14 protein-coding genes are annotated in these 25,773 nt (G+C 70.7%); 5 read left to right on the top strand and 9 right to left on the bottom strand.

Features of this window, described 5'->3' with window-relative positions:
- Positions 1-206 precede the first annotated feature (206 nt).
- Genes ACZ4IF_RS12770 through ngcE form a run of 3 tightly spaced genes read right to left on the bottom strand, consistent with a single transcriptional unit; the run spans position 207 to position 3,587 of the window.
- Positions 207-1,115, bottom strand: a complete 909-nt coding sequence (locus ACZ4IF_RS12770) for a carbohydrate ABC transporter permease (protein WP_095937207.1) — start codon at positions 1,113-1,115, stop codon at positions 207-209.
- Positions 1,112-2,173: a carbohydrate ABC transporter permease gene (locus ACZ4IF_RS12765; protein ID WP_095937206.1), complete on the bottom strand. Its 1,062-nt coding sequence runs from the start codon at positions 2,171-2,173 to the stop codon at positions 1,112-1,114. The genes ACZ4IF_RS12770 and ACZ4IF_RS12765 overlap by 4 nt, the downstream gene beginning before the upstream one ends.
- Positions 2,174-2,180: 7 nt before the next feature.
- Positions 2,181-3,587 (bottom strand): N-acetylglucosamine/diacetylchitobiose ABC transporter substrate-binding protein, encoded by a 1,407-nt coding sequence (gene ngcE / locus ACZ4IF_RS12760; protein WP_467562074.1) that lies wholly within the window; start codon positions 3,585-3,587, stop codon positions 2,181-2,183.
- A gap of 901 nt (positions 3,588-4,488) precedes the next feature.
- Between ngcE and ACZ4IF_RS12755 the strand changes: the two genes are divergently transcribed.
- Positions 4,489-8,313 carry a GH92 family glycosyl hydrolase gene (locus tag ACZ4IF_RS12755; RefSeq protein WP_467562072.1) on the top strand — a complete coding sequence of 1,275 codons (3,825 nt, stop codon included), beginning with the start codon at positions 4,489-4,491 and terminating at the stop codon, positions 8,311-8,313.
- 73 nt (positions 8,314-8,386) lie between these two features.
- Here ACZ4IF_RS12755 and ACZ4IF_RS12750 read toward each other — a convergent pair whose 3' ends face one another.
- From ACZ4IF_RS12750 to acnA, 3 genes are all read right to left on the bottom strand, one after another.
- On the bottom strand, positions 8,387-11,662 hold the full coding sequence (locus ACZ4IF_RS12750) for a GH92 family glycosyl hydrolase (RefSeq protein WP_467562070.1): 3,276 nt from the start codon (positions 11,660-11,662) through the stop codon (positions 8,387-8,389).
- Between the two features lie 378 nt (positions 11,663-12,040).
- Complete coding sequence (locus ACZ4IF_RS12745; RefSeq protein ID WP_467562068.1) at positions 12,041-13,126, bottom strand: lytic polysaccharide monooxygenase auxiliary activity family 9 protein; 1,086 nt, start codon at positions 13,124-13,126, stop codon at positions 12,041-12,043.
- 762 nt (positions 13,127-13,888) lie between these two features.
- Positions 13,889-16,603: an aconitate hydratase AcnA gene (gene acnA / locus ACZ4IF_RS12740; RefSeq protein ID WP_467562066.1), complete on the bottom strand. Its 2,715-nt coding sequence runs from the start codon at positions 16,601-16,603 to the stop codon at positions 13,889-13,891.
- A gap of 248 nt (positions 16,604-16,851) precedes the next feature.
- Between acnA and ACZ4IF_RS12735 the strand changes: the two genes are divergently transcribed.
- The 3 genes from ACZ4IF_RS12735 (at position 16,852) to ACZ4IF_RS12725 (ending at position 23,169) form a co-directional block, all read left to right on the top strand.
- A complete protein-coding gene (locus ACZ4IF_RS12735) occupies positions 16,852-17,049 on the top strand; it encodes a DUF4236 domain-containing protein (RefSeq protein ID WP_359495774.1) in 198 nt (65 codons plus the stop codon).
- Between the two features lie 114 nt (positions 17,050-17,163).
- Positions 17,164-21,561 (top strand): hypothetical protein, encoded by a 4,398-nt coding sequence (locus ACZ4IF_RS12730; protein WP_467562064.1) that lies wholly within the window; start codon positions 17,164-17,166, stop codon positions 21,559-21,561.
- 78 nt (positions 21,562-21,639) lie between these two features.
- Entirely contained in the window at positions 21,640-23,169 is a 1,530-nt protein-coding gene (locus ACZ4IF_RS12725) for a helix-turn-helix domain-containing protein (protein WP_345648384.1), read from the top strand.
- A 76-nt stretch (positions 23,170-23,245) separates the two neighbouring features.
- Here the strand turns inward: ACZ4IF_RS12725 and ACZ4IF_RS12720 are convergent, their stop codons facing one another.
- Entirely contained in the window at positions 23,246-23,671 is a 426-nt protein-coding gene (locus tag ACZ4IF_RS12720) for a DUF6299 family protein (RefSeq protein ID WP_467562061.1), read from the bottom strand.
- Positions 23,672-23,934: 263 nt separating this feature from the next.
- Here ACZ4IF_RS12720 and ACZ4IF_RS12715 point away from each other — a divergent pair, with 263 nt between their 5' ends.
- Positions 23,935-24,129: a DUF5999 family protein gene (locus ACZ4IF_RS12715; protein ID WP_028802216.1), complete on the top strand. Its 195-nt coding sequence runs from the start codon at positions 23,935-23,937 to the stop codon at positions 24,127-24,129.
- A gap of 10 nt (positions 24,130-24,139) precedes the next feature.
- On the opposite strand, the gene ACZ4IF_RS12710 is transcribed toward ACZ4IF_RS12715, so the two are convergent.
- Together ACZ4IF_RS12710 and ACZ4IF_RS12705 are read right to left on the bottom strand one after the other, a co-directional pair.
- Positions 24,140-24,538, bottom strand: a complete 399-nt coding sequence (locus tag ACZ4IF_RS12710) for a RidA family protein (protein WP_467562059.1) — start codon at positions 24,536-24,538, stop codon at positions 24,140-24,142.
- Entirely contained in the window at positions 24,535-25,734 is a 1,200-nt protein-coding gene (locus ACZ4IF_RS12705; RefSeq protein WP_467562057.1) for an acyl-CoA dehydrogenase family protein, read from the bottom strand. Before ACZ4IF_RS12705 ends, ACZ4IF_RS12710 begins: the two co-directional genes overlap by 4 nt.
- Positions 25,735-25,773: the final 39 nt, after the last annotated feature.

The raw sequence follows: 25,773 nt of genomic DNA, 5'->3' as shown, positions 1-25,773 counted from the left end.
AAAAAAACAACCGGTTTACACACTGGCTCAAAACACACATAAAAATAATTCTCCACCCCCCCCCTCCCCGGGGGGGGGCCCCCGTTTTTTTTCCCCCCCCGCCCCCCCCACCCCTGTGCGCAGCGGGTGAAGCAGCGGTTACGTGATGACGTCGGCCGCCGGACCGGCCGAGCGACCCGGCCGGCCGTACGGCGCGACGGTGGGCGTCAGCGGAAGGTGCCCTGCGACACCGAGCCGGCGATCCGCCGCTGGAAGATGACGTACACGATCAGTACGGGCACAACCGTGACGACGATCGCCGCGAACAGGGCACCGTAGTCGATGCCGTAGGCCTGCGAGGACGCGTAGGCGGCCATGCCCTGGGTCAGCACCCACTTGTCCTGGTCGGTGTTGAGCGCGACCGGCAGCAGGAACTGGTTCCACAGGCCCAGGAAGTTGAAGATCGCCACCGCCGCCATGCCCGGCCGCGCCATCGGCAGCATCACCTGGAAGAACGCCCGCCAGTCCCCCGCGCCGTCGATCAGCGCGGCCTCGTACACGTCGTGCGGCAGGGAGCGGAAGAACGCGTAGAGGAAGAACATCGTGAACGGCAGCGCGAACGCGACGTAGGTGAGGATCAGCCCCGGGCGTGTGTTCAGCAGCCCGAAGTTCTGCAGCTGGAAGAAGAGCGGCACGATCGCCAGGAAGACCGGGAAGGTCAGCCCGGCGAGCATCACGTAGTAGATCAGCCGGCGTCCCGGGAACTGGAACCGGGCCAGGACGTACGCGCACATCGCGCCCAGCAACATCACCAGGACCAGTGCGCAGACGACCACGATCACGGAGTTCAGGAAGTACTTCCCGATGCTCGCGTCGCTCCAGGCGCGCGAGTAGTTGTCGAACTGCCAGTGCTTCGGCAGCGCGAACGGCGACGACAGGATCTCCTTGGTCGTCTTGAACGACGACACCAGGACCCACAGCATGGGCAGGATCACGATCACGGACCACAGGATCAGCAGGCCGTGCGCGATCACCGCGAACCTGCGGTCGCTGCCCGCGACGGCTTTCGTCAGCTTCTGGTCGCTCGCCCGCTTCTGGTCACGCGCCTGCTTCCGGTCGGCGGCTATGACGCTCACTGGGCACCCCCCTTGGCTACGGCACGCCGAGCCTTCAACCCACGCGCTTCCTTACGGCCCTCGCTCTCGCCCCCGCCGGTCAGACGGTTGACGGCGAACACCAGCGCCGCGAACACCAGGGTGACGACGGCGAGGACGACCCCCATCGCGGTGGCCAGTCCGAACTGCTGCTTCGCGAAAGCGACATTGAACAGCCGCTGGCTGATCGTGAGGGTCGAGTTGTTCGGCCCACCGCCCGGCAGCATGGCCTGTACGTAGACGAACGCGTCCAGCGCGGCGATGCCCAGGTAGATGTACGCGGTCTGAACACTGTCCCGGATCGCCGGCAGCGTGACCGAGATCGTCATCCGGAACCGGCCGGCTCCGTCGATCCTGGCCGCCTCGTACAGCTCGGCGGGAACGCCCTTGATCGCGGCGATGAAGAGCACCGCGTAGAACCCGACAAGCCCCCAGACGATGACGAACATCAGGGCCGGCATCGCCGTCGCCTGTTCGCCCAGCCAGGCGAACTCCTTGAAGCCGTCCAGGCCGAGCCCGCTGAGGATGCCGTTGACCAGGCCGGCGTTCGGGTCGTACATCTGCGCCCAGATCAGGCCGACGATGATCGCCGGCACGACGTAGGGGAAGAACGAGACGATCCGGTAGAACGACGCCCCCTTGATCCCCCGGACGGGGCCCTTGCTGGGCCCGCCCAGGGTGATGGCCACCGCGACCCCGAGAGCGAGCGTCAACGTCACCAGCGGCACGAAGGCCGCCAGCAGGGCGACATTGCGCAGCGCCTTAAGGAAGACATCGTCCTGGAACATCTTGACGAAGTTGTCGAGGCCGATGAAGTCGTAATCCGGGCTGAAACCGCGCCAGTTGGTCATCGCCCAGAAGATCGCCTGGGCGAAGGGGTACAGGACGAAGATCACGAAGATGGCGACCGGGAGACCGAGGAACGCGAGGAAGAACGTCACCCGGTCGAACGTGAGCTTGCGGCGCCGGGGCCGCCCGCCGCGAGCGGCCGGCACGGGCCGGCTGCTCGCGGTGTCGGAGATGGTGGTCTTGTCTTTCATCGCAGTGCTAGCTGACCTTGATCTTGTCGACGGAGTCGTCTTCCCGGACCTTGTCGGAGATCTTCTGCAGAGCCGAGGTCAGACCCTTGGCGTCGAGGTCACCGGAGAGGAACGAGTTCCACGGCACCAGCTGGTCGGTGTTCATGCCGTAGGCCTCGACGAAGTTGTAGGTGAAGATGTTGGTGCCCGCGGCCTCCAGCATCTTCGTCTGCGAGACGAGGGCGGACGATCCGTAACCGTCGGCGGGCACGGTGCCCTTGACGATCGTCGGGGCCAGCTTCGTCTTGGAGAAGTTGGCGGCCGCGTCCTTGGACAGCATCGCGCGCAGCACTTCCTTGCCGCCGGCCGGGTTCTTGCCCTTCTTGGGGACGATGAACGGCTCGCCAGCGGCCGCGCGAATCGCCTCGTAGGGCAGCTTCGGCTTGTCGGTGAGCGTCATCGACGGGAAGCCGGTCATCTGGAAGTCGGCCTTGGTGGCCTTCTTCATCTCGTTCTCGATCCAGCCACCGGACGGGTAGAGCAGCGCCTTCTGGTCGTTGCTCCAGATCGCCTGCGCCTTCTGGAACTGGGTGCCGGAGCCGCCGGGAACGAACATCTTCTCCTTGACCATGGTCTCCATGACCTTGATCACGCCCTGGATGGCCGGGTGCGACCAGCAGCCCTTCTCCAGGTTCTCCAGCGCGAGCCGGACCTCGTCGCCGCCCTCCTTGATCGCCGAGTCGATCAGGAGCGTGCGGTAGTAGGTCGCCGCCTCCTTGCCGTGGACGAAGAGGTACTTGCCCTTCTTCTTCGCCTTCTGGCCGAGGTCGAGCGCTTCGTCCCACGTCTTCGGCGGGGTCCAGCCGTTCGCCTCGAACAGCGTCTTCGAGTACCAGACGCCATACACCGTCATCACATAGTTCAGCCCGACGAACTTGTCCTTGAACGTGCCGGGGCCCTTGATGCCGGGATAGATCGTGTCGGCGATCTTCTTGCCCTCGTAGTTGTTCGCCTCGAGGACGTCGTCGAGCTCCTCGAGCTGGTCGAGGATGCCGAGGAAGCCGATCTGGTCCTCGCCGGAGTTGTCGATGAGGTCCGGCGGGTTGCCGCCGACGAAGCGGGGCTGGAGCTCCGGGGCGATGTCGACGACCGGCTTGACCTTGACGTCGAGACCGTTGCTCTTGTCCTTGGCGATGTTGCCGGCGTAGGTGACGTAGTCGACGCCGTAGCCGCCGTTGAAGATGGCCGCGTCGACCTTGGAGTTCGCGGCGACACCGAACGGGTTCTTGGCGCTCGTCTTGCCCTTCGTCCCCTTGTCGTCATTACCGCTGTCGGAGGGGGAGCTACAGGCGACGGCGAACGACCCCATGGCCGCGGTCGCGATCGCCCCGCGCAGGAGCGTCCGCCTGTCGAGAGAGCCGGCACGAATGGTCATTTCCGCATCCTCACTGATCGATTGGATCTGTACGGTTTGCTGCGTGTTCGGCTGCCGGGCCGGGGTGGCCCCGTGCTTGCCGCACTTCTCTTTGAGCGCGTCCTGGTGTGGGTCTCCGCTTGAGATGTCGGCGGAGATGCACACCGGGGCGTTTCGCCGTCGTCTCGGAGCCGCTCAGCGGCACCGATGGTGATCAGCTGAGTGATGTCGGAAAAGCAGTCGCCGGGGCCGCGGCCGGAGCGGCAGTCTCGCTCCGCTTGATGAGATCGCGCTGGCCTACGCCGGGGGTGGATCCCATGCTCAAGTCCTCGCCTTCTCCAGGACTCAGGCGGTGAACCGGATCCTCCCCGGCACCGCGGTTAGGTCAAGCTGGGGTCGTGCGTGGGGGATTCACCGAGCCGGCGTGACGGTCGGTGTATGTGACACCCTCCGCCGCCTCCCGATTTCCCCCCGGGGTCCTGCCTGTCCACGGCCGTCGAGCGGCTGGGCGGACGCCGACAGGTATAGTCCACTTCCCGCCAACGGAGCAAGATCGAATACGGGTTTGGCCGCCGGTCTTTTCCGAGTTGAGACCTCGCGGAAATGTGCGGCCCGCGCGCCCCGCCCCCGTGAAGATCGTCGGGGTCAACCTCCCGCATTGAACGCAATGTGCCGTTCGTCGGATCGCATTCACACCGGATGCCTCACTCAACACCCTTGACACCGCTGACAACTTGACTCACAAATGGTCCTTGCGCATCGAATTTGACAACGTTGTCCACGGCACGCGAGTGAGCCGAAGGGGGCGCCGGCGTCAAGGATGTGAGCGCGTCGCGGCCCCCGGGCCCCGTCGCGCCGCACCCTCGACACGGGCTGCGCCACCCGCCGGTGAACAAGCCAGAGACAGGGAGGGTGCTCGCGCATGCAGCACAGCGCTCGGTACAGACGGAGTCCTTCGACTCGGCCGAGATGGGGTTCACCGACCGCACTGGGGGTGGTCGCACTCTCCCTCGTGGTGGCCTCGCAGGGGGTGGCGGTCGCACTGCCCGCCCAGGCGGCGGCCGTGGACCGGGAGTTCAGCTCCTCCTTCGAATCGGGAGATCCTGCACCGGACTGGCTCAACACGGTCGACACGGCCGCAGACGGGTCGAAAAGGGCCTCGGGTGTCGACGGCGGCTACAGCACCGGCATCCCCGGCAATGTGACCGACCACGTCACCGACGTCCGGGCCAGCGGTGAGAACACCGGCGCGGGCGAGGTGAAGGAGAACCTCGCCGACGGCGAGTCGAGCACGAAGTGGCTGACCTTCGAGCCCACCGGCTGGGCGGAGTTCGACCTGGACGCCCCGGTCAAGCTGGTGACCTACGCGCTGACCTCGGCCAACGACCACGACGAACGCGACCCGAAGGACTGGACCCTCCAGGGGTCCACGGACGGCAAGGACTGGAAGACCCTCGACACCCGCGCCGGGGAGTCCTTCGGCGAGCGGTTCCAGACCAAGTCGTACGACCTCGACAGCCCCGCCGAGTACCAGCACTTCCGGCTCGACGTCACCAAGAACAACGGCGGCGACATCCTCCAGCTCGCCGACGTCCAGTTCTCCACGGGCAAGAGCGACGACCCGACGCCCAAGGACATGCTGTCGCTGGTGGACCGCGGACCGAGCGGCTCACCCACCGCGAAGGCGGGCGCGGGCTTCACCGGCAAGCGGGCCCTGCGCTACGCCGGCACGCACAAGGCGGACAGCCGCGCGTACTCGTACAACAAGGTCTTCGACGTGAACGTGGCGGTCGGGCGCGACACACAGCTGTCGTACCGGATCTTCCCGTCCATGGCCGACGGCGACCGGGACTACGACGCCACGAACGTGTCCGTGGACCTGGCCTTCACCGACGGCACCTACCTCAGCGACCTGTCCGCGGTCGACCAGCACGGCTTCGCGCTCACCCCGCAGGGCCAGGGCGCGGCGAAGGTGCTGTACGTCAACCAGTGGAACAACGTCGCCTCGCGGATCGGTTCGGTCGCGGCGGGCAGGACGGTCGACCGGATCCTGGTCGCGTACGACTCCCCGAAGGGGCCGGCCAAGTTCCGGGGCTGGCTGGACGACGTCGCGCTGAAGACGGTCGCGCCCGAGAAGCCGAAGGCGCACCTGTCCGACTACGCGCTGACCACCCGCGGCACCAACTCCAGCGGCGGCTTCTCGCGCGGCAACAACTTCCCGGCGACCGCCGTCCCGCACGGCTTCAATTTCTGGACGCCGGTGACCAACGCGGGCTCGCTGAGCTGGCTCTACGACTACGCCCGGGCGAACAACTCGGACAACCTGCCCACCATCCAGGCGTTCAGCGCGAGCCACGAGCCGAGCCCCTGGATGGGTGACCGGCAGACCTTCCAGGTGATGCCGTCGGCGGCGTCCGGCACCCCGGACACCGGGCGCGGCGCCCGCGCGCTGGCCTTCCGGCACGAGAACGAGACCGCCCGCCCGTACTACTACGGGGTGACCTTCGAGAACGGTCTCAAGGCCGAGATGGCCCCCACGGACCACGCGGCGGCGCTGCGGTTCACCTACCCCGGCGACGACGCCGGCGTGGTCTTCGACAACGTCACCGAGCAGGCGGGACTGACCCTCGACAAGGACAACGGCGTCGTCACCGGCTACTCGGACGTGAAGTCCGGGCTGTCGACGGGCGCGACCCGGCTGTTCGTGTACGGCGTCTTCGACGAGAAGGTCACCGGCGGGGACTCCAGCGGCGTCAAGGGCTACCTGCGCCTGGCACCGTCCAAGGACCACACCGTCACCCTGCGCCTGGCCACCTCCCTGATCAGCGTCGACCAGGCGAAGGACAACCTCCGCCAGGAGATCCCGGACGGCACGTCCTTCGACAAGGTCAAGTCGCGGGCCCAGCACCAGTGGGACGCGCTGCTCGGCAAGGTCGAGGTGGAGGGCGCGACGACGGACCAGCTGACGACGCTCTACTCCAGCCTGTACCGGCTCTACCTGTACCCGAACTCGGGCTTCGAGAAGGTCGGCGGGAAGTACCAGTACGCGTCGCCGTTCTCGCCGATGCCCGGTCCCGACAGCCCCACCCACACCGGCGCGAAGATCGTCGACGGCAAGGTGTACGTCAACAACGGCTTCTGGGACACCTACCGGACGACCTGGCCGGCCTACTCCTTCCTGACACCCGGTCAGGCGGGCGAGATGGTCGACGGGTTCGTGCAGCAGTACAAGGACGGCGGCTGGACCTCGCGCTGGTCCTCGCCCGGCTACGCGGACCTGATGACCGGCACCTCCTCGGACGTGGCGTTCGCCGACGCGTACGTGAAGGGCGTCGACTTCGACGCGGAGTCGGCATACGCCGCGGCCGTGAAGAACGCGACGGTCGTCCCGCCGACGTCGGGCGTGGGCCGCAAGGGCATGTCGACCTCGCCGTTCCTCGGCTACACGAGCAGCGACACCCACGAGGGGCTGTCCTGGGCCCTGGAGGGCTACCTCAACGACTACGGCATCGCCAAGATGGGCCAGGCCCTCTACAAGAAGACCGGCAAGAAGCAGTACAAGGAGGAGTCCGAGTACTTCCTCAACCGTGCCCAGGACTACGTCAACCTCTTCGACACCAAGGCCGGCTTCTTCCAGGGCCGTGACGCCAAGGGCGACTGGCGTGTCGAGTCCTCCAAGTACGACCCGCGCGTGTGGGGTTACGACTACACGGAGACCAACGGCTGGGGCTACGCGTTCACCGCGCCGCAGGACTCGCGCGGTCTCGCCAACCTGTACGGCGGACGCAGCGGTCTCGCCGAGAAGCTCGACGCGTACTTCGCGACGCCCGAGACGGCCTCCCCCGACTTCGTGGGCTCGTACGGCGGTGTCATCCACGAGATGACCGAGGCCCGCGACGTGCGGATGGGCATGTACGGCCACTCCAACCAGGTGGCCCACCACGTCAACTACATGTACGACGCGGCGGGACAGCCCTGGAAGACGCAGAAGAACGTGCGTGAGGTGCTCTCCCGCCTCTACACCGGCAGTGAGATCGGGCAGGGCTACCACGGCGACGAGGACAACGGCGAGCAGTCGGCCTGGTACCTCTTCTCCGCGCTCGGCTTCTACCCGCTGGTCATGGGCAGCGGCGAGTACGCGATCGGCTCCCCGCTGTTCACCAAGGCGACGGTCCACCTGGAGAACGGCAACGACCTGGTCGTGAAGGCGCCCAAGAACAGCACGAAGAACGTGTACGTGCAGGGCCTGCGGGTCAACGGCAAGAAGTGGACGTCGACCTCGCTCCCCCACTCGGTCGTCTCGCGCGGCGGGGTGCTGGAGTTCGAGATGGGCGCCAAGCCCTCCTCGTGGGGCACCGGCAAGAACGCGGCACCCGTGTCGATCACCCAGGACGACAAGGTGCCCGCACCCCGCACGGACGCCCTCAAGGGCGACGGCGCGCTCTTCGACAACACCTCGGCGACCGACGCGACCGTCACGTCCGTGGACCTGCCGGTCTCCGCGTCCGCCAAGGGCGTCCAGTACACGCTGACGTCCTCCGACCACACGAAGGCCCCGGCCGGCTGGGTGCTCCAGGGCTCCAGCGACGGCACGCAGTGGACGGACCTGGACAAGCGCTCCGGCCAGTCCTTCGCCTGGGACAAGCAGACCCGCGCGTTCTCCGTCGCGCGGCCGGGCGCGTACACGCACTACCGGCTGGTCCTCGACGGTGAGGCGACCCTCGCGGAGGTGGAGCTGCTGAGCTGACGCACACCCCCCACGGGAGAAGGGGCGGGCGCGGAGAACTCCGCGCCCGCCCCGCTTTTTCCTCCCGTCGCCGTCAGCCGACCGCGAGGGTGAAGACGTGCAGGTCGGCATTGTCCGGCAGCCGTACGCTGCGGACGGTCCTGCCGGACGGCGCCTCGAAGGGCTTGGTGGCGAAGACGTACGTCGCCACCGGGTCCTTGTCGGCGCCCGCGACGTTGCGGTAGGCGGCCTTGGCGACGGTCGCGTTGCCGTACTGGACGGTGCCGCCTCCGCCGCCGACGGTCCAGTCGGTGAAGGACAGGTCGACGGTGTCGGTGGTGCCGTCGGTGTAGGTGACGGTCGCCTTGGTCTGCTGGTTGCCGTTGACCGCACTGCCGATGAAGGACAACCGGGCGGCCGGCTCGGCGAGTTCGACGGTCTGGCCGGCCGCCGAGGCGTTGTCGGGCCGGCCGGCCGGGGAGTTCGGCCAGGTGAAGGTCAGACCGTCCACCGTGCCCCGCTCGCCCGGCGTCAGCCCCGCGTCGGCGAGGGCCTGCTGGGAGTAGCTCCAGCCACCGCCGTCGTAGTCGGCCTCGTCGTGGTCGCCGCTGTCGTCGGAGACGCCGGTGTTGTTGTAGGCGGCGAGCAGCGAGTCCGGGGCGGCGACCGTGAGGGCCACCGGCTGCCGGTACGAGGTGTCGTCCGAGGACACCGAGACGTCGACGTCGTAGAAGCCCTGCTCGGCGTCCGCGCCCGCCGACAGCGTGATCCGCTGCGCGCCGTCGGTCACGGTGCCCTCCGCGGGAGTCGCCGTCACTCCCTTCGGCACCTCCACGTGGAAGCGCACCTCGGGGCCCGCGCCGCCGCTCAGCGCGAGGGCACGGATGTCGAGCGTGGTGCTGCCGCCCGGCGCGAGCCTGGCCGTGGTCGGCCCCACACCGATCTGGTACGGCTGTTCGCCCGTGCGGAAGGACGGCGGTGCGGCGGCCTCGTCGGCGCCCCATGTCCGGTCGGGCGTGCCGGACAGCGTGTAGTCGAGCGTGCCGCCGTCCCGGACGAAGGAGGCCGGCAGCCAGGGCCGCTCACCGGTGCGCCCGTCGACGCGCAGCGACCGGACGTACGGGGCGTCCACGGCGGCGCCCCGCGCCCTGATCTCGATGTCGGCGCCGCCCGGACGCTCGATCTCGATCCTCGGGAACAGCGGTGACGACAGGGTGAGTTCGGCGCGCGAGGGCACCTGGGGATACATGCCGAGCGAGGAGAAGACGTACCAGGAGGACATCTCGCCGAGGTCGTCGTTGCCGGGGATGCCGCCCGGCTCGGTCGACCACAGCCGGGTCATCGCCGCGCGCACGGTCTCCTGCGCCTTGTAGGGCGCGCCCGCGTAGTCGTACAGGTAGGGCACGTTGATCGACGGCTCGTTGTCCAGCTCCGACTTGTCGCCGCCGCTGCCCGTGAACGCCCAGCTGCCGTCGGCGTTGTGGAAGAAGGCGTCCAGCCGGTCCAGCGCCTTGGCACGGCCGCCCATCGCGGCGAACAGCCCGGCCGGGTCGTGCTGCACCATCCAGGTGTACTGGGCGGCGGTGCCCTCCACGAACCCGTTGCCCGTCGCCGGCGTGAAGCCGGTGACCCAGCTGCCGTCGGCCTTGCGGTTGGCGATGTAGCCGCCGCTGGGGTCGGCGGCGAGGTTGAAGCTGTTCTGCCACCACTGGGAGCGCCGGGCGAACTCGGCGGCGGTCTTCCGCTCCCCCGCCGCCGTGGCCAGCTGGGAGATCGCGAAGTCCGCGCCGGACATCTCCAGGGTCTCCGCCGCGCCGCCCCACGCGTTGGACACCGAGGGCATGTAGTGCTGCTGGAGGTACTTGTCGAGCGAGGGCCGCTGGCCGACCGACAGCACCGGCTTGCCCGCCGACGACAGGTCCTGCTCCGTCGGTACGGTCGCCGCCCGCACCAGCGAGTCGAGCGCGCCGCGCAGGTCGAAGTCGGTGCCGCCGAAGGCCCTGATGCCCGCGAGGGCGGGCGCCGCAGGGTCGCCGTTCATGACGTGCGTGCCGTTCGCGCCGTGCAGCCAGCGGTCCCACACGCCGCCGTTCTGCCGGGCGAGTTCGAGCAGCGACTGCGCGATGTCGGAGCCGGTGTCCGGGTCGAGGAGCGTCAGCAGCTGGACCTGGGAGCGGTAGACGTCCCAGCCGGAGAAGGTGCCGTACTGGGCCTCGTGCCCGCGGCCCACCCTGTGGACCTCGTCGTCGCTGCCTCTGTATCTGCCGTCGGCGTCGCTGATGACGTTCGGGTGCAGGAGGGCGTGGTACAGCGCGGTGTAGAAGGTGGTCCGCGACGCGTCGGTGCCGCCGCCGACCCGGATGGCGCCGAGCCGGTCGCGCCAGGCACGGCGGGCGGCGTCCCGGACCGCGGCGAAGGACCGGTGCGGCGGGTTCTCGGCGGCGAGGTTGGCCTCGGCGCCCGCCTGGCTGACGTACGAGATGCCCACCTTGACGTTCACCGGCCCGGTCCCCGGCTCGAACTCCACGTAGCCGCCGGCGCCCTTGCCGGCGACGGGACGGCCGCCCTGGCCGAACCCGCCGGTTCCGCCCTTCGCCTCGGTGCTCCCGGGGCTGAGCTTGTCGTCCTGCCAGGTGCCCGTCTTCTTGAAGTCGCGGTCGAAACGGGCGGTGAAGTGGAGTGTGTAGTAGGCGCGTCGGCCCTCGGGGTCGAGGTATCCGCAGAAGTTCCCGGAGGTGACCGATCCGGAGACGGTGCGGGTGGCCGGGTCGATGTGCACGTCCGAAGCGGTCGAGCCGACTTCGGAGTTGGCGGTGCGGATCAGCAGGGAGGCGGGCTTGTCGGCGGGGAAGGTGAAGCGGCCCGAGCCGGTGCGCGCGGTCGCGGTGAGGTCGGCGGTGACGCCGGAGGAGAGTTCGACCCCGTAGTGGCCTGGGTCGGCCGTCTCGTCGGTGTGCGCGAAGTCGGCCGCGTACACGGCGTCCTTGGTGTCGCTCGCCGGAGAGGAGGTGACTTCGCCTGCGTAGGGGAAGAACGGGAGGTCGCCGCTGCCGCCCGCGCATCCCGTGCCGGACATGTGGGTGAGGCTGAAGCCGCGGATGCGGGTGGCGTCGTACTGGTAGCCGCCGGGCGCGGCGGTGCGGGTCGCGTCGCCGCGGGTGTTCTCGGGGCTCCAGGACAGCATGCCGAAGGGCACGACGGCGCCCGGGAAGACATTGCCGCCGTTCTTGGTGCCGATGAGCGGGTCGACGTACGTGGTCGGGTCCCGGACGAGGTCCGGCGGGTCGGACTGGGGTGCGGCGAGCGCCGGAGTGGCGCCGGCGACCGTCAGGGCGACGGCCAGCAGAACGGATGACGGACGGAAACGCATGACGCGGCCCCTCCTCCTTCGGACGGGTCGCGCACCACAGGTCGCACAAGCCGCAGGGACAGTAGCGTGCGCCACGGGTACCACGGAAGACCGCCTGCGGCCCGGAGGGCGCGTCCGGCGCACCCCCGGACGGCGCAGCAGGGGCTGCTCCGCACCAACTGGCTTGACATCGTTGTCGGTTGAGGCGGTAGAGTTTTCCGAAGACCGTTCGACAACGTTGTCGCACACTGCGATCGGCACAAGCCACGTCCCCGGGCTCTCGGTTTCCCGCGAGCGGGGGGCATCGTCCCGGGCCGGGCCTCCCCCGACCTGTCCGGGCTCGCGGACCGGGTGAGTCGCGTACCACCCACCCGGTCCGCCCTGAGCAGGGGCGCGGGGTCAACCCACTCGGCAGGGAAGGGATGTCGACGGGTCGTCGCCTGATCCGGAGACGACGTAACCGAACGTCGCGCCGGCGCCCGGAGCGAGCGCTCCGTTCCAGTCGGCGTTGTGCACCATCACGTCCTGGCCGTCGTACGTGGCGTTGCCGTTCCAGAGGCCGGCGACCGACTGCCCGTCCGGCAGGGTCCAGTCGACCATCCAGCCGAGCATCGGCACGTCTCCGGTGTTGGTGACGGTCACCTCGGCCTGGTAGCCGCCGGACCAGTTGTTCGTCGTACGGCGGGTGGCCGAGCAGGCGCCGGGCGGGGGTTCGGTGGGGTTGCCCGGGTCGTGAATGCCCGTCACTTCACCGTTGCCGCCGTCGAAGACGACGTCGGAGCAGGAGTAGAACGTCTCGGCGCTGTCCGAGCGCTGCCAGACCATGTAGATGATGTGGCGGCCGGACTTGTTCGCCGGCAGCGTGCCGCTCCAGGAGTAGTTGGCCTCGACCGTGCCCGGGGTGCCGTGCAGCGGCGGGTGGTCGACCGTGAGGAACGGCTGTTCCTCCATGTCGTCCCAGGTGAGGGTCCCGGTCGGGTCGAAGCCGTCCTTGGTGACGTAGACGTGGAACCAACCCGGGTGGGCCGCCCAGGCGTTGTACGCGAAGTCGACCGTGGCGCCCGACGTGAGGTGGGTGAGCGGCCAGTCGTCACGCGGCAGGTCGAAGCCGGTGAAGTTGGGGTTGCCGCCGCTGCACAGCGCGCCGTCGGGGACGAAGCCGCGGGTGCGGCCCGCGCCGTCCGAGCGCAGCACGGAGAACCAGTTGTAGAACGGCGTGGTGCCGCCGGCCTGTTGGGCCGCCCTGCACGCCGGGTTCACGGGTTTGATCTCGCCGGTGTCGGTCAGCCCGTCCTGCCGGCACAGGAAGGTGCGGCTGCCCGGCTTCATGGGGGTGCCGTGTGCCGCCGCGCCACCGCCGGCCACGAGCACCAGCCCCAGGGCCGGCAGGGTGGTGAGCAGGGCGAGCAGTACGAGGAAGAGGGCCCTGTGCCGGGCGGGGAGCGGTAATCGGCGTCGCGACCGGAGGGCTGATGTCATGGCCATGTCATTCTGTCCTTCCATGGGCGGGTGCGCGGTGAAGGTGTCCGGATCGCGTGAGGTGGGAGCGGTTCCGGGGGCGGGTTCCGGTCCACCGGTGCATGGGAGCGCTCCCACCTCACCTGTTCGTGAAGCTAGCGCGTCGGGGAAGCGGTGTAAACGGGGGACGCACGAGTGCGGGGCCGTGCGCACGGGGGCCGCATGGGGGTTCCGGCGCCTCGGGCTGGGCGGGGCTGCGGTCCGGCGCCCCGCCCCGTCGGGGCCCTTCGCCCCCGCTGCGGCGGAGTGGCCCGCCTCCGGCCCGGCACGGGCCCGACGGACGATCCTCGCCCCCTCCGCCCCTACCCGACCCATGCCCCTGGGGGCTCCGCCCCCAGACCCCCGATCGGCCTGGACGGCCTCGTCCTCAAACGCCGGACGGGCTGAGAGGTGCTCCCTGCCCTCCGGGTGGAGCGGGCTGTGCGTCAGTGGAGCGGCCGCGTGTGTGGGAGGGGGGCGGGTCGAAGGCCGGCCCCCGCACCCCACTCGCACCCGCAGTCGCCTCCCCCACCGAAGGGGCCGTGCCGGTGAATCAAATGCCCGTTGCGGACGGTGACACGAACCCACCGCACTGGCACACCGGATCGGACGACGGCCGCAACGGGCGGATCACCGGCACGGCCCCGACCCGCCCACCGGACGGACGGCGAGACGGGGAACGCGAAGGGCCGCACCCCCGTCACCGGGGATGCGGCCCTCGACCGCGCTACAACTGCCCTGCCGTACCGCTTACTTGCGGATCAGGTTGCGCAGCACGTACTGCATGATGCCGCCGTTGCGGTAGTAGTCCGCCTCGCCGGGGGTGTCGATGCGGACGACCGCGTCGAACTCGACGCCGGTGTCGGTGGTGACCTTCACCGTGCGCGGGGTGGTGCCGTTGTTGAGCTCCTCGACGCCGGTGAAGGAGAAGGTCTCCTCGCCGGTCAGACCGAGGGACTCGACCGTGGCGCCCTCCGGGAACTGGAGCGGGAGGACACCCATGCCGATGAGGTTCGAGCGGTGGATCCGCTCGTACGACTCGGCGATGACGGCCTTGACGCCCAGGAGCGCGGTGCCCTTGGCCGCCCAGTCGCGGGACGAGCCGGAGCCGTACTCCTTGCCGGCCAGGATGACCAGCGGGACACCCTGCTCGATGTAGTTGCGCGAGGCGTCGTAGATGAAGGAGACGGGAGCGTCGTCCTTCGTGAAGTCGCGGGTGTAGCCGCCCTCGGTGCCCGGCGCGATCTGGTTGCGCAGGCGGATGTTGGCGAACGTACCGCGGATCATGACCTCGTGGTTGCCACGGCGGGAACCGTAGGAGTTGAAGTCACGACGCTCCACACCGTGCTCGGTGAGGTACTTGCCGGCCGGAGTGTCGGCCTTGATCGCACCGGCCGGGGAGATGTGGTCGGTGGTGACCGAGTCGCCCAGCTTGGCCAGGACGCGGGCGCCGGAGATGTCGGAGACCGGCGCCGGCTCCATGCCCATGCCCTCGAAGTACGGGGGCTTGCGCACGTAGGTCGACTCGGTGTCCCACTCGAAGGTGTTGCCGGTCGGGACCGGCAGTGCCTGCCACTGGGCGTCGCCCGCGAAGACGTCCTGGTAGGACTTGTTGAACATGTCCTCGCCGATGGCGTTCGCCACGACGTCGTTGACCTCGGCCTCGGTCGGCCAGATGTCGGTCAGGAAGACCGGCTTGCCGTCCTGGTCGGTGCCCAGGGCGTCCTTGGTGATGTCCACCTTCATGGAGCCGGCGAGGGCGTACGCGACGACCAGCGGCGGGGAGGCCAGGTAGTTCATCTTGACGTCGGGGTTGATACGGCCCTCGAAGTTGCGGTTGCCCGAGAGGACCGAGGTGACCGCGAGGTCGTGGTCGTTGACCGCCTTGGAGACCTCCTCCGGCAGCGGGCCGGAGTTGCCGATGCAGGTGGTGCAGCCGTAGCCGACGAGGTTGAAGCCGACCTTGTCGAGGTACGGGGTGAGGCCCGCCTTGTCGAAGTAGTCGGTGACGACCTTCGAGCCCGGGGCGAGGGTGGTCTTGACCCACGGCTTGCGGGTCAGGCCCTTCTCCACGGCCTTCTTCGCGACGAGCGCGGCGGCGACCATGACGTACGGGTTCGACGTGTTGGTGCAGGAGGTGATGGCGGCGACCGTCACCGCACCGTGGTCGATCGTGTAGGTCGTGCCGTCGGGGGCGGTGACCGTGACCGGGTTGCTCGGCACGCCGTTGGAGGAGGCCGGGGCGTCGGAGGCCGGGAAGGACTCCTTGCCCGCCTCGTCGGCGGTGTCCACGTAGTTGCGGACGTCGACCTTGAACTGCTCGGCGGCGTTCGCGAGGACGATGCGGTCCTGCGGGCGCTTCGGGCCGGCGATGGAGGGGACGACCGTCGACAGGTCCAGTTCGAGCTTCTCGGAGAAGTCCGGCTCGGCGGCCGGGTCGAGCCAGAGGCCCTGCTCCTTGGCGTACGCCTCGACGAGCGCGACCTGCTGCTCGGAGCGGCCGGTGAGCTTGAGGTAGTTCAGCGTCTCGCCGTCGATCGGGAAGATCGCGGCGGTGGAGCCGAACTCCGGCGACATGTTGCCGATGGTGGCGCGGTTGGCGAGCGAGGTGGCGGCGACGCCCTCGCCGTAGAACTCGACGAACTTGCCGACGACGCCGTGCTTGCGCAGCATCTCGGTGATCGTGAGGACCAGGTCGGTGGCGGTGGTGCCGGGCGTGAGCTCACCGGTGAGCTTGAAGCCGACGACGCGCGGGATGAGCATGGAGACCGGCTGGCCGAGCATCGCGGCCTCGGCCTCGATGCCGCCGACGCCCCAGCCGAGGACGCCGAGGCCGTTGACCATGGTGGTGTGCGAGTCGGTGCCGACGAGGGTGTCGGGGTACGCCTGGCCGCCTCGGACCATGACGGTACGCGCGAGGTGCTCGATGTTCACCTGGTGGACGATGCCGGTGCCCGGCGGGACGACCTTGAAGTCGTCGAAGGCGGTCTGGCCCCAGCGCAGGAACTGGTAGCGCTCCTTGTTGCGGCCGTACTCCAGCTCGACGTTCTGCGCGAAGGCGTCGTTGGTGCCGAACTTGTCGGCGATGACGGAGTGGTCGATGACCAGCTCGGCCGGGGAGAGCGGGTTGACCTTCGCGGGGTCGCCACCGAGCTCCTTGACGGCCTCACGCATGGTGGCGAGGTCGACGACGCAGGGCACGCCGGTGAAGTCCTGCATGATCACGCGGGCCGGCGTGAACTGGATCTCCTGGCTCGGCTGCGCCTGGGAGTCCCAGCCGCCGAGGGCCCGGATGTGGTCGGCGGTGATGTTGGCGCCGTCCTCGGTGCGGAGCAGGTTCTCCAGCAGCACCTTCAGGCTGTACGGAAGGCGAGCCGAGCCTTCCACCTTGTCCAGCCGGAAGATCTCGTACGACTCGTCGCCCACCTGCAGCGTGCTGCGGGCGTCGAAGCTGTTCGCCGACACGACAGTCTCCTTCATTGATGTGCGCGTACCACCGCAATCCTGCCGCCACGCGGTCTTGGCCGATCCGCTAAGGTAAGGCTAAGTTAGGTAACCCTTACCGAGGTGGCGGCTGCGGGGCGCCTCGGCAGATATCTCGATGTCGAGATAACTCTAGTACATGGGCGCGGGCTGGTCATGCCCGGCCCGTTGCGGGGTACCCGGTGTCGGCCGGGAGCCACCCGGCGTAACCGACACAAGGGGGGGCAGCCATGCCGCTCACGTTCCGCAAGAGTTTCCGCATACTTCCCGGGGTCCGGCTCAACATCAACCGCAAGTCGTGGTCCATCACCACCGGCGGCCGGCACGGGCCGAAGCACACCCACAGCAGCACCGGGCGCCGGACGACGTCGATGGACCTGCCGGGGCCGTTCGGATGGCGGCGCACCACACGCGCCCGGCGACGCTGAGGCCCCCTCCCGCCTCTCGCACAGGCGTTCGCACCCCATGTGATGAAGTGTGCACGACAGTCGGTCACCGTCGCGGCGGTGCCGTACGGGGATCACGTGCACAGGGGGCGCTGCGTGACGGCGGGCTCGACGACCGGATACGACCACCACGGGGCGCACTTCCTGGCCCTGCTCACGCCCGCGGCCGGGCCCGGCGAGGCGGGACGGATCAGACGGCGCCTCGGAGAGCGGGAGCCCCGCCACCTCACCTGGGTGCCGTTGTCCGCCGAGGCCCGCGCGAGCGCCGCCCAGGACCCCGACCCACTGGTGCGGCGCGCGCTCGTCCGGGCCAAGGACGTCACCTCCGACGACCTGGCCCTGCTGCTCCTGCGCCCCGATCCGGTCGTCGACCTGCACGTGTACGAGCACCGCTGGGCACGGTCGTGGATGCGCCGGCTCGTCCTGACGCCCGGGCGGCACGCCGACCCGGCGGCCCTCGCACCACTGCGCGAACGCATCCTCGCCACGCAACGGGAGCTGCCCGGCGTCCCGCACTTCGTGGGTGCCGGTGTCGTGAGCGACGTGCCCGAGGTGGTGGAGCACGCCCTGAGGGTGCGCGGCAGGGACCTCACCAGCGCCGAGCAACTGCGCGCGGTGCAGGGTCTGCTGCCCCATCCCGGCCGGCTGCGCGCGCTGTTCGAGGCGGCGGACGCACCGCTGCATCCCGCCGTCGCCGAACTCGCGCGCGCGGCGCTCGACTCCGGCGGCGACCGGCTGCGCGCCGCCGTCGTGACCGCCGAGGGGCCGCACGGGCTCGTGGCGGGACTGCGCGCGGGCGAGGCCGAACCGCGCTGGCGCCGGACGCTGGAGTGGGACGCGCTCGTCGCCGCGCATCGCGAGGAGCCGCTTCCCGAGGCCGCCGTGCGGTTCCTGGCCGCTCGCTCCGACTGCCCAAAGTCCGCGCTCGCCGAGCTGTACCGCACCCACCCGGCGGTCGTGGCCGACGTCGCCCGCGCCTGCCCCGCGCTGGTGCGCGCCGCCGCGGCCACTCCCGGTCACCCGGAACTGGCCCGGATCTGCGCCGCGCTGAGCAGGCAGGACACCGACCCGTCCGCCGCCCCCTCCCCCGCGGTTCTCGCCGACCTTTCCGCCGTGGTGCTGGACGCCGTCGCGCCCGCCCGCACGGCCGCCGCGGCCCTCACCGAGCTGGGCGCCACTCCGCCGTTGCGGGATCTGCTGCACCTCCGCCTCGGCGCGGACCCGGACCGGTGGGCCACGCTGCGCACCACCCTGTCCCGGTACAAGGGCGCGCTGGCCGCGCTGCTCGACGCCGTGGCCGAGGGCACCGCACCCGCCGGATCGGCGAAACCGCCCGCGCTGACGAAGCCGTACCGATTCCTGCTGTACGCGGCCGGGCCGGCCGATCTGAGCGCCCTGCTGCCGCGGCTGCCCGACGACCTGCTGACGGCGCTGCTCGGCAAGGGCTCGCTGCCGCCGCACGCGCTGGACACCGCGCTCTCGGCGGGCGATCCGCGGGTCGCCGCCGCCATCGGCGGCAATGTCGCGCTCGGCGCCGGTGCGCTGCGCCGGCTCACCGAGCTGGACGAACCGTCCGTCAACGCCGCCGTGTTCCTGAACCAGAAGGCCACGCTGTCGCTGCGTCGCGCGATCGCCTCGGGACTCCCCCGCACCCCGGGCCGCTCGGAGCGGGTGCCGCTCGACGAGAAGCTGCGCACCGCGCTGCTCGGCGACACGCTCCAGCATCTGCGGACGCCGCTCGTCACCAGCGGGGACCCCGAACTCGTGCACCACGCCTGGCCGTTCCTCAGCGACCGCGCACGGCACTACGCCGTCGTCCGGGTCCAGGAGCACGGCGGCGCGACGGAGGTGCGCCGGCTGCTCGGGCTGTTCGGCGAGGAGGCCCTCACCCACCCCGTACTCCGAAGGGCGCGGGAGACGGACGAGCCGGGCGGGCTGAAGGAGGACCTGTACCCCTTCGACGACCCGGACACCCTGCCCGCGCTGCTCGCCGAGCCGCGCGGGCGCAACGCCACCCGGCGCCTGATGCCGGTCCTCGTCCACGAGCCGTACGCCTACGACTTCGGGCGGCTGGTGGCGGCGCACCGCGCGACGCCCTTCCAGCCGGAGCCGGTCGAGGAGCTGTTGCGTCACGAGGACGTCGACGACACGGTCCGGGCGGCGTTCACGGAGGACGCCGACGACGGGCAGGACGCCGACCCGGCCGGGCGGCTGCGGTCCGCGCCCTTTCCGGGCTGGGCCTGGTTCGCGCGCATGGCGGGGCGCGGGCTGCTCGCCCCCGAGCGGCTGGTCGACACCGCCCGCCCGGCCCGCGCGGTGCTCACCGGTCTGCGCCGGCCCGACGACGCCGTGGCCGCCGCGGCCCGCGCGAGCGCCGCGGGCCTCGTACGGGAGCATCTGGCCGGTCACCCCGAAGGATGGGTCGTGGCGCTGCACCTCCTGCCGACGTACGAGGGGACGCTCGCCGAACTGATCCAGGTGGCCGCGCAGGTGGCGGGCCCCCGGCCCGACGCCGAGGACCTGGCCCGCCGGGACGCGCGCGAACTGGCCGCGGTGCGGGCGACCTCGGTGTCCGTCGCGGCCGTCCCCGCCCTCACCCCGGTCCAGGAGCGCTCGCTGCGCGAGGAGGCGGGGCCCCTCTCGGCGCTGCCCGCGGTGCATCTGCTGCGCACGCTCGTGCCGGGTGCGCCCGTGCCCATCGACCGGCAGGTGCTGCGCACCCTGGCGAACGCCTACCCCTACAGCGTGCCGGGGGTCGAGCGCCCCGACTGGCTCGTCGGGGCCTGTGCCGCGCACGGATCCGCCGCGGGCGGTGAGCCGGTGGTTCCCCGTGAGGCCCCGCTGCGGCCGCTGTCCGACATGGACGAGTACCGGCACGGGTTCGTCACGCCCCGCGAGATGGTCGCCCGGACGCCCGTGCGTGCCATGGACCCCGTGCCGAAGGCGTGGCGCACGCACGGCGCGGAGGGGCCGCAGCTGCGGGCCGCACGCACCCTGGTCGCCGAGCGGCTCGGCGTCGACGGCGGGCGCTGGCTGCGCGCCCTCGGCACGCTGGAGGCGGACGGGGCCGACCTGACCTTCGGCGAGGCCCTCGACGCGGGCACGGCGGACCGGCCCCTCGGAGAGGCGCCCGACTCGGGCGGCACGAGCGGCACGGGCAGCACAGGCGCGGAGGCCACGTCCGTCACTCCGTCGGGCGCGCGACTCCTGCTGCACGCCGACGTCGACGCGCTGACGGCCGTGCTCCCCCTGCTCGGCCCCGGGGCGGCGGCCGCGCTGACCGGGCACGCGTGCGCGAGCGGCCATCTGCCCGAGGCGCTCGTGGCGTGTCTCTTCGCCCGCGACGACCGCGACGCGCTGCTCGTGCTCGCCCGGTCGTGGCGCGAGCTGTACCGCGACCACGCGCTTCAGCTGCGGCTCCTCGGTCTCGACGAACCCGAGGTCAACGCGGCCCTGTACGGCAGGGCGCTGGGCGGCGCGGCCTCCATGGACGTGCGCCGGACGATCCTGTCCCGGCGGCCGCAGGGCCGCGCGGCGCGGGGCCCGGACGACCTGCTGCCGCTGGCGCCGGAGCTGCGCCGGGAGTTGCTGGGTTCCTCGTACTACTCCGTCCAGCGGGAGCACCTCCAGCGCATCCAGCTCGAAGCCGCCGACGCCGAGATCGTCGAGCACGCGCTCGCCTCGTGGGGCCGGCGGCGTCCTCAGCTCGATCATCTGCTCGCCGCACGCGCCTCGCTGCGGTCGGGCGGTCCGGAACACCTGCGGTCGCTCGTGGACCGGGGTTTGCTGAGTTCCGCCGCGGCCAAGCTGGCCGTGAAGGCGCTCGGCTCGGCCGACCCGGACGCGGTGCTCACCGCCCGCCTCGACCGCGAGCTCGGCGCGGACCGGCTGGTGGCGCGGTTGCGGTCGTGCAAGGCGTACAACGAGGAACTCCGTGTCCTCGAACTGCCGTACGTACGTGATTGGGGCCTGCTGCGCAGAGCGCACGAGGAGCAGCCCTTTCCGTCCGCCGTGTGGAGGGCGCTCGGGGAACTGCCGGACGCCCCCGACACGGTCACCGCGACCGGCATGGACTGGCAGCGGCTGCGCAGGCGCGCCCTGGTCGGGCGCAGCGCCGAATGCGCCCGCGCCGCCGTGGCGCACCGCGAACGGACGGGCCACCGCGACGTGCGGACCGCGATGTTCGACCACCTCGTCGAGCGGGGCCTGCTCACCGGCGGGGACCTGGTGCACCGCGCCGCGGGCGCGGCAGGGGTGCTGCACTACCTCGCCGAAGGAGCCGTGCGCCGCGAGCTTCCCGATCCCGTCCGCACGGCGGTGCGGGAGGCTACGGACGAAATCGCCAGACTTGCGACAAAGCTCATCAGTACCGACGAATCGTCATGGAAGCGACTGTTCGCGGCACTCACCGGACAGGACGTGAACTGGCTGCGCCCCGGATGCGCCACCACGGTCGCCGCACTGCTGGAACACAGCGCCCGAACTCCCGTGTGACGGACCCGCGATGACCCCCACCACCCGGAAGGGCGCGCTCCATTTTTCTTTATCTCACATCCGATATACGGTCGCGCCATGGCAGACGACTACCTCGTACGCATCGGCAAGCTCATCCGTGACGCCCGTCAGCACCGGGGCTGGACACAGTCGCAGCTCGCCGAAGCGCTCGGCACCAGTCAGAGCGCCGTCAATCGCATCGAGCGCGGCAACCAAAACATCAGCCTTGAGATGATCGCCCGAATCGGTGAGGCCCTGGACAGCGAGATCGTCTCGCTGGGCTACGCCGGGCCGATGCATCTGCGGGTCGTGGGCGGACGTCGTCTGTCCGGCTCGATCGACGTCAAGACCAGCAAGAACGCCTGTGTGGCGCTGCTGTGCGCGACGCTCCTGAACAAGGGGCGCACGGTGCTGCGCCGCGTGGCCCGCATCGAAGAGGTGTACCGCCTTCTGGAGGTACTCGGTTCGATCGGCGTCCGCACCCGGTGGATCAACGACGGGGTCGACCTGGAGATCGTGCCTCCGAGCGAGCTGGAGATGGAGGCCATCGACGCCGAGGCCGCCCGCCGCACGCGGTCCATCATCATGTTCCTCGGGCCGCTGCTGCACCGTATGGACCACTTCAAGCTGCCCTACGCGGGCGGTTGCGACCTCGGTACCCGCACCATCGAGCCGCACATGATCGCGCTGCGCCGGTTCGGGCTCGACATCGCCGCCACCGAGGGGCTCTACCACGCCCAGGTGGACCGCTCGGTGACTCCGGGCCGCCCGATCGTGCTGACCGAGCGCGGCGACACGGTGACCGAGAACGCGCTGCTCGCCGCCGCCCGCCACGACGGCGTCACCGTCATCCGCAACGCCTCCTCCAACTACATGGTCCAGGACCTGTGCTTCTTCCTGGAGGCCCTGGGCGTCCGGGTGGAGGGCATCGGCACCACCACGCTCACCGTGCACGGTGTACCGAACATCGACGTGGACGTGGACTACTCGCCCTCCGAGGACCCGGTCGAGGCGATGAGCCTGCTGGCCGCCGCCGTGGTCACCGAGTCCGAGCTGACGGTGCGACGGGTGCCGATCGAGTTCCTGGAGATCGAGCTCGCGGTCCTGGAGGAGATGGGCCTCGACCACGACCGCAGCGCGGAGTACTTCGCCGACAACGGACGTACGCGGCTGATCGACCTGACCGTCCGGCCCTCCAAGCTGGAGGCGCCGATCGACAAGATCCACCCGATGCCGTTCCCGGGCCTGAACATCGACAACGTCCCCTTCTTCGCGGCCATCGCGGCCTCGGCGCAGGGCAAGACGCTGATCCACGACTGGGTCTACGACAACCGGGCGATCTACCTGACGGACCTCAACCGTCTCGGCGGACGCCTCCAGCTCCTCGACCCGCACCGGGTGCTGGTCGAGGGACCGACGCGCTGGCGCGCCGCCGAGATGATGTGCCCGCCCGCACTGCGGCCCGCCGTGGTCGTGCTGCTGGCGATGATGGCCGCCGACGGGACGTCGGTCCTGCGCAACGTGTACGTCATCAACCGCGGTTACGAGGACCTCGCCGAGCGCCTCAACTCGATCGGGGCGCAGATCGAGACGTTCCGGGACATCTGAGGGGACCGGAGCCCGCGCCGCCGCACGGGTGCGGCGGCGCCGGCGACGGGCGGTGTCTCCGGCGGTCGCGGCGGTGTCAGTCCGCGACGACCGTGATGTCCTGCTCCCGGGTCGCGTGGAAGATCGGCAGGGGCAGCGGGCCGGAGCTCAGTTCCATGAGAGTGGCCGCGACGTGGGCCGGGCCGGGTACGAGGGTGCCCGGCTCGCGCTTCTCCGAGTTGGTCCAGCGGTGCAGGACGCCGTCGCAGACCGCGGCGGTGCCGCCGATGCCGTGCTGCACCTCGGAGTCCCCCTGCGACACCGCCGAGGACACGAACACCGGTCCGGTGCTGCTCGCGCATCGGTACGTCCCGGACAGGGTGATGGTGCCGTCGGCGACGACGCTTCCGGTCGCGTCGACGGTGAGTTCGTCGCCCGGGGTCGAGCGGGCGGACGCGGACGGGGCGGCGAGCAGGAGCAGCGCGGCACCGGCGGCCGTGACCACGGCATGACGCAGCGACATGGGGTACCTCCAGGGGCGGGGTGCGGGGACGGGCGCTCCACAGGTACCGGCCCGGCGGCCCCGGGGCGGCGACCGTCACCCCAACGGTGGCGAGTCCGTGGCGGATCCGCACCGTCCGTCCCGGGCCCGTCCGAGAGTTGTCCGCGTGTTGTCACGCTTCACGGCCGGCTGTTCCGATGAGTTCGCGGCGCGCGCATGGTCTATCCATGCGAGGGCGACGACACCGCCGCCGACACTCATCGCATCCGACGTGGAGGTGCACCATGTGTTCCCACCGGTCTTCGTGCCCGTCCGCGGACTCCATCGCCCCGCACATCGTGGCGGCCCACCCCGAGCAGGGCTGGAACCTCCTGTGCAACGGCGCGATCGTCTTCGACGACAGCGGCGAACTGCTCCCCGACGGCAGCGTCGTAGCGCCGCACCGGGTGTTCGTCGAGCAGCTCGCCGTCGCGGCCTGAACGTCCCGGGCTACGGCAGCACCGCGAAGCCGTCCAGTTCGACGAGGGCCTGTTCGTCCCAGAGGCGGGCCGCGCCGATCACGGCCATCGCGGGGTAGTCCCGCCCCGCCAACCGGCGCCAGACGCGGCCGAGTTCGGACGCGTGGACGCGGTAGTCGGCGACGTCCGTGGCGTAGACGGTGACCCGGGCGAGGTCCGACGGGGCGCCGCCCGCCGCGCGCAGCGCGGTCAGCAGATTCGTCAGCGCCCGCTCGAACTGCTCGGGCAGGGTCGCGCCCACCACCTTCCCGTCCGCGTCGAGCGAGGTCTGGCCCGCCAGGAAGACGACGCGGCTGCCGCTCGCGACGACCGCGTGGGAGAAGCCGGTGGGCGGCGACAGTCCGGGCGGGTTGACGCGCTCGGCGGTCATGGGGCCTCGCTCTCTCCTTCGGCACCGGAGTGCGGCCTGCGCTCCCGGGCGTTCCCCGGGGGCGGTGTCCCGGCCGGTCCGGCCGGCCGGTACAGCTCCTTGGCGATGACCGCCCGCTGGACCTCGCTCGCGCCCTCGTAGATCCGCGGTGCGCGCACCTCGCGGTAGAGGTGTTCGAGGAGGTGGCCGCGGCGCAGGGCGCGGGCGCCGTGCAGCTGGACGGCGGCGTCCACGACGTACTGGGCCGTCTCGGTGGCCAGCAGCTTCGCCATGGCCGCCCGCTTGGGCACGTCCGGGGCCCCTTCGTCGTACGCCGCCGCGGCCGCGTACACCATCAGGCGGGCGGCCTCCGTGCGCAGGGCCATCTCGGCGACCTGGTGGGCCACGGCCTGGAGGTCCTTCAGGGGGCCGCCGAAGGCCTCGCGCCGGCTCGTGTGCGCCAGGGTCGCGTCGAGTGCCGCCTGCGCCATGCCGACCGCGAAGGCGCCCACGCTCGGCCGGAAGCGGTTGAGAGTGTTCATGGCGACCCGGAAACCACGGTCCGGTTCGCCGAGCACGTCGTCGGCGGTGACCGGCACGGCGTCGAAGGCGAGGGCCCCGATGGGGTGCGGCGAGAGCATGTCGAGCGGGGTGCCGGTGAGTCCCGCCCGGTCACCGGGGACGAGGAAGGCGGTGACGCCGCGGGCGCCGGCGTCGGCGGTGGTGCGCGCGAAGACGGTGTAGAAGTCGGCCTCGGGCGCGTTGGAGATCCAGCACTTCTCGCCGGTCAGCCGCCAGGCCCCGGAGCCGTCCTTGTCCGCCCGCAGGGCGAGCGCCGCCGCGTCCGAGCCGGCGCCGGGCTCGCTGAGCGCGAAGGCGGCGACCGTCGTGCCGGCGTGGACGCCGGGGAGCCAGCGGTCGCGCTGGGCCCCGGTGCCGTACGCGTGCACCGGATGGGCGCCCAGGCCCTGGAGGGCGAGCGCGGTCTCGGCCTCCGTGCAGGTCTGGGCGAGCGACTCGCGCATCAGGCACAGGTCGAGCGCGTCGGAGGTGAACAGGCGGGCGAGCAGGCCGAGTCGGCCGAGTTCGGCGACGAGGGGGCGGTTGACGTGGCCCGGTTCGCCCTCCTGGGCGAGCGGGAGCAGCCGCTCACCGGCCAGTCCGCGCAGCTCCGCACACCAGGCGGTCCGCGCCGGATCGAGTGAGAATGCGGTCATCGCCGGTCCCCTCTCCCCCGGTGGCCCGCGCGTCGGGGC

It is taken from the genome of Streptomyces sp. NPDC025784 (genome assembly GCF_055558435.1).
The sequence above is the reverse complement of the archived record's forward strand: the minus strand, read 5'-3'. Positions and strand labels throughout refer to the sequence as shown.

Bases quoted from the DNA above. Each gene is read 5' to 3' on its own strand.
- ACZ4IF_RS12765 (WP_095937206.1), bottom strand. From the start codon at position 2,173: ATGAAAGACAAGACCACCATCTCCGACACCGCGAGCAGCCGGCCCGTG.
- ngcE (WP_467562074.1), bottom strand. From the start codon at position 3,587: ATGACCATTCGTGCCGGCTCTCTCGACAGGCGGACGCTCCTGCGCGGG.
- ACZ4IF_RS12755 (WP_467562072.1), top strand. From the start codon at position 4,489: ATGCAGCACAGCGCTCGGTACAGACGGAGTCCTTCGACTCGGCCGAGA.
- ACZ4IF_RS12750 (WP_467562070.1), bottom strand. From the start codon at position 11,662: ATGCGTTTCCGTCCGTCATCCGTTCTGCTGGCCGTCGCCCTGACGGTC.
- ACZ4IF_RS12745 (WP_467562068.1), bottom strand. From the start codon at position 13,126: ATGGCCATGACATCAGCCCTCCGGTCGCGACGCCGATTACCGCTCCCC.
- ACZ4IF_RS12735 (WP_359495774.1), top strand. From the start codon at position 16,852: ATGCCGCTCACGTTCCGCAAGAGTTTCCGCATACTTCCCGGGGTCCGG.
- ACZ4IF_RS12725 (WP_345648384.1), top strand. From the start codon at position 21,640: ATGGCAGACGACTACCTCGTACGCATCGGCAAGCTCATCCGTGACGCC.
- ACZ4IF_RS12720 (WP_467562061.1), bottom strand. From the start codon at position 23,671: ATGTCGCTGCGTCATGCCGTGGTCACGGCCGCCGGTGCCGCGCTGCTC.
- ACZ4IF_RS12715 (WP_028802216.1), top strand. From the start codon at position 23,935: ATGTGTTCCCACCGGTCTTCGTGCCCGTCCGCGGACTCCATCGCCCCG.
- ACZ4IF_RS12710 (WP_467562059.1), bottom strand. From the start codon at position 24,538: ATGACCGCCGAGCGCGTCAACCCGCCCGGACTGTCGCCGCCCACCGGC.
- ACZ4IF_RS12705 (WP_467562057.1), bottom strand. From the start codon at position 25,734: ATGACCGCATTCTCACTCGATCCGGCGCGGACCGCCTGGTGTGCGGAG.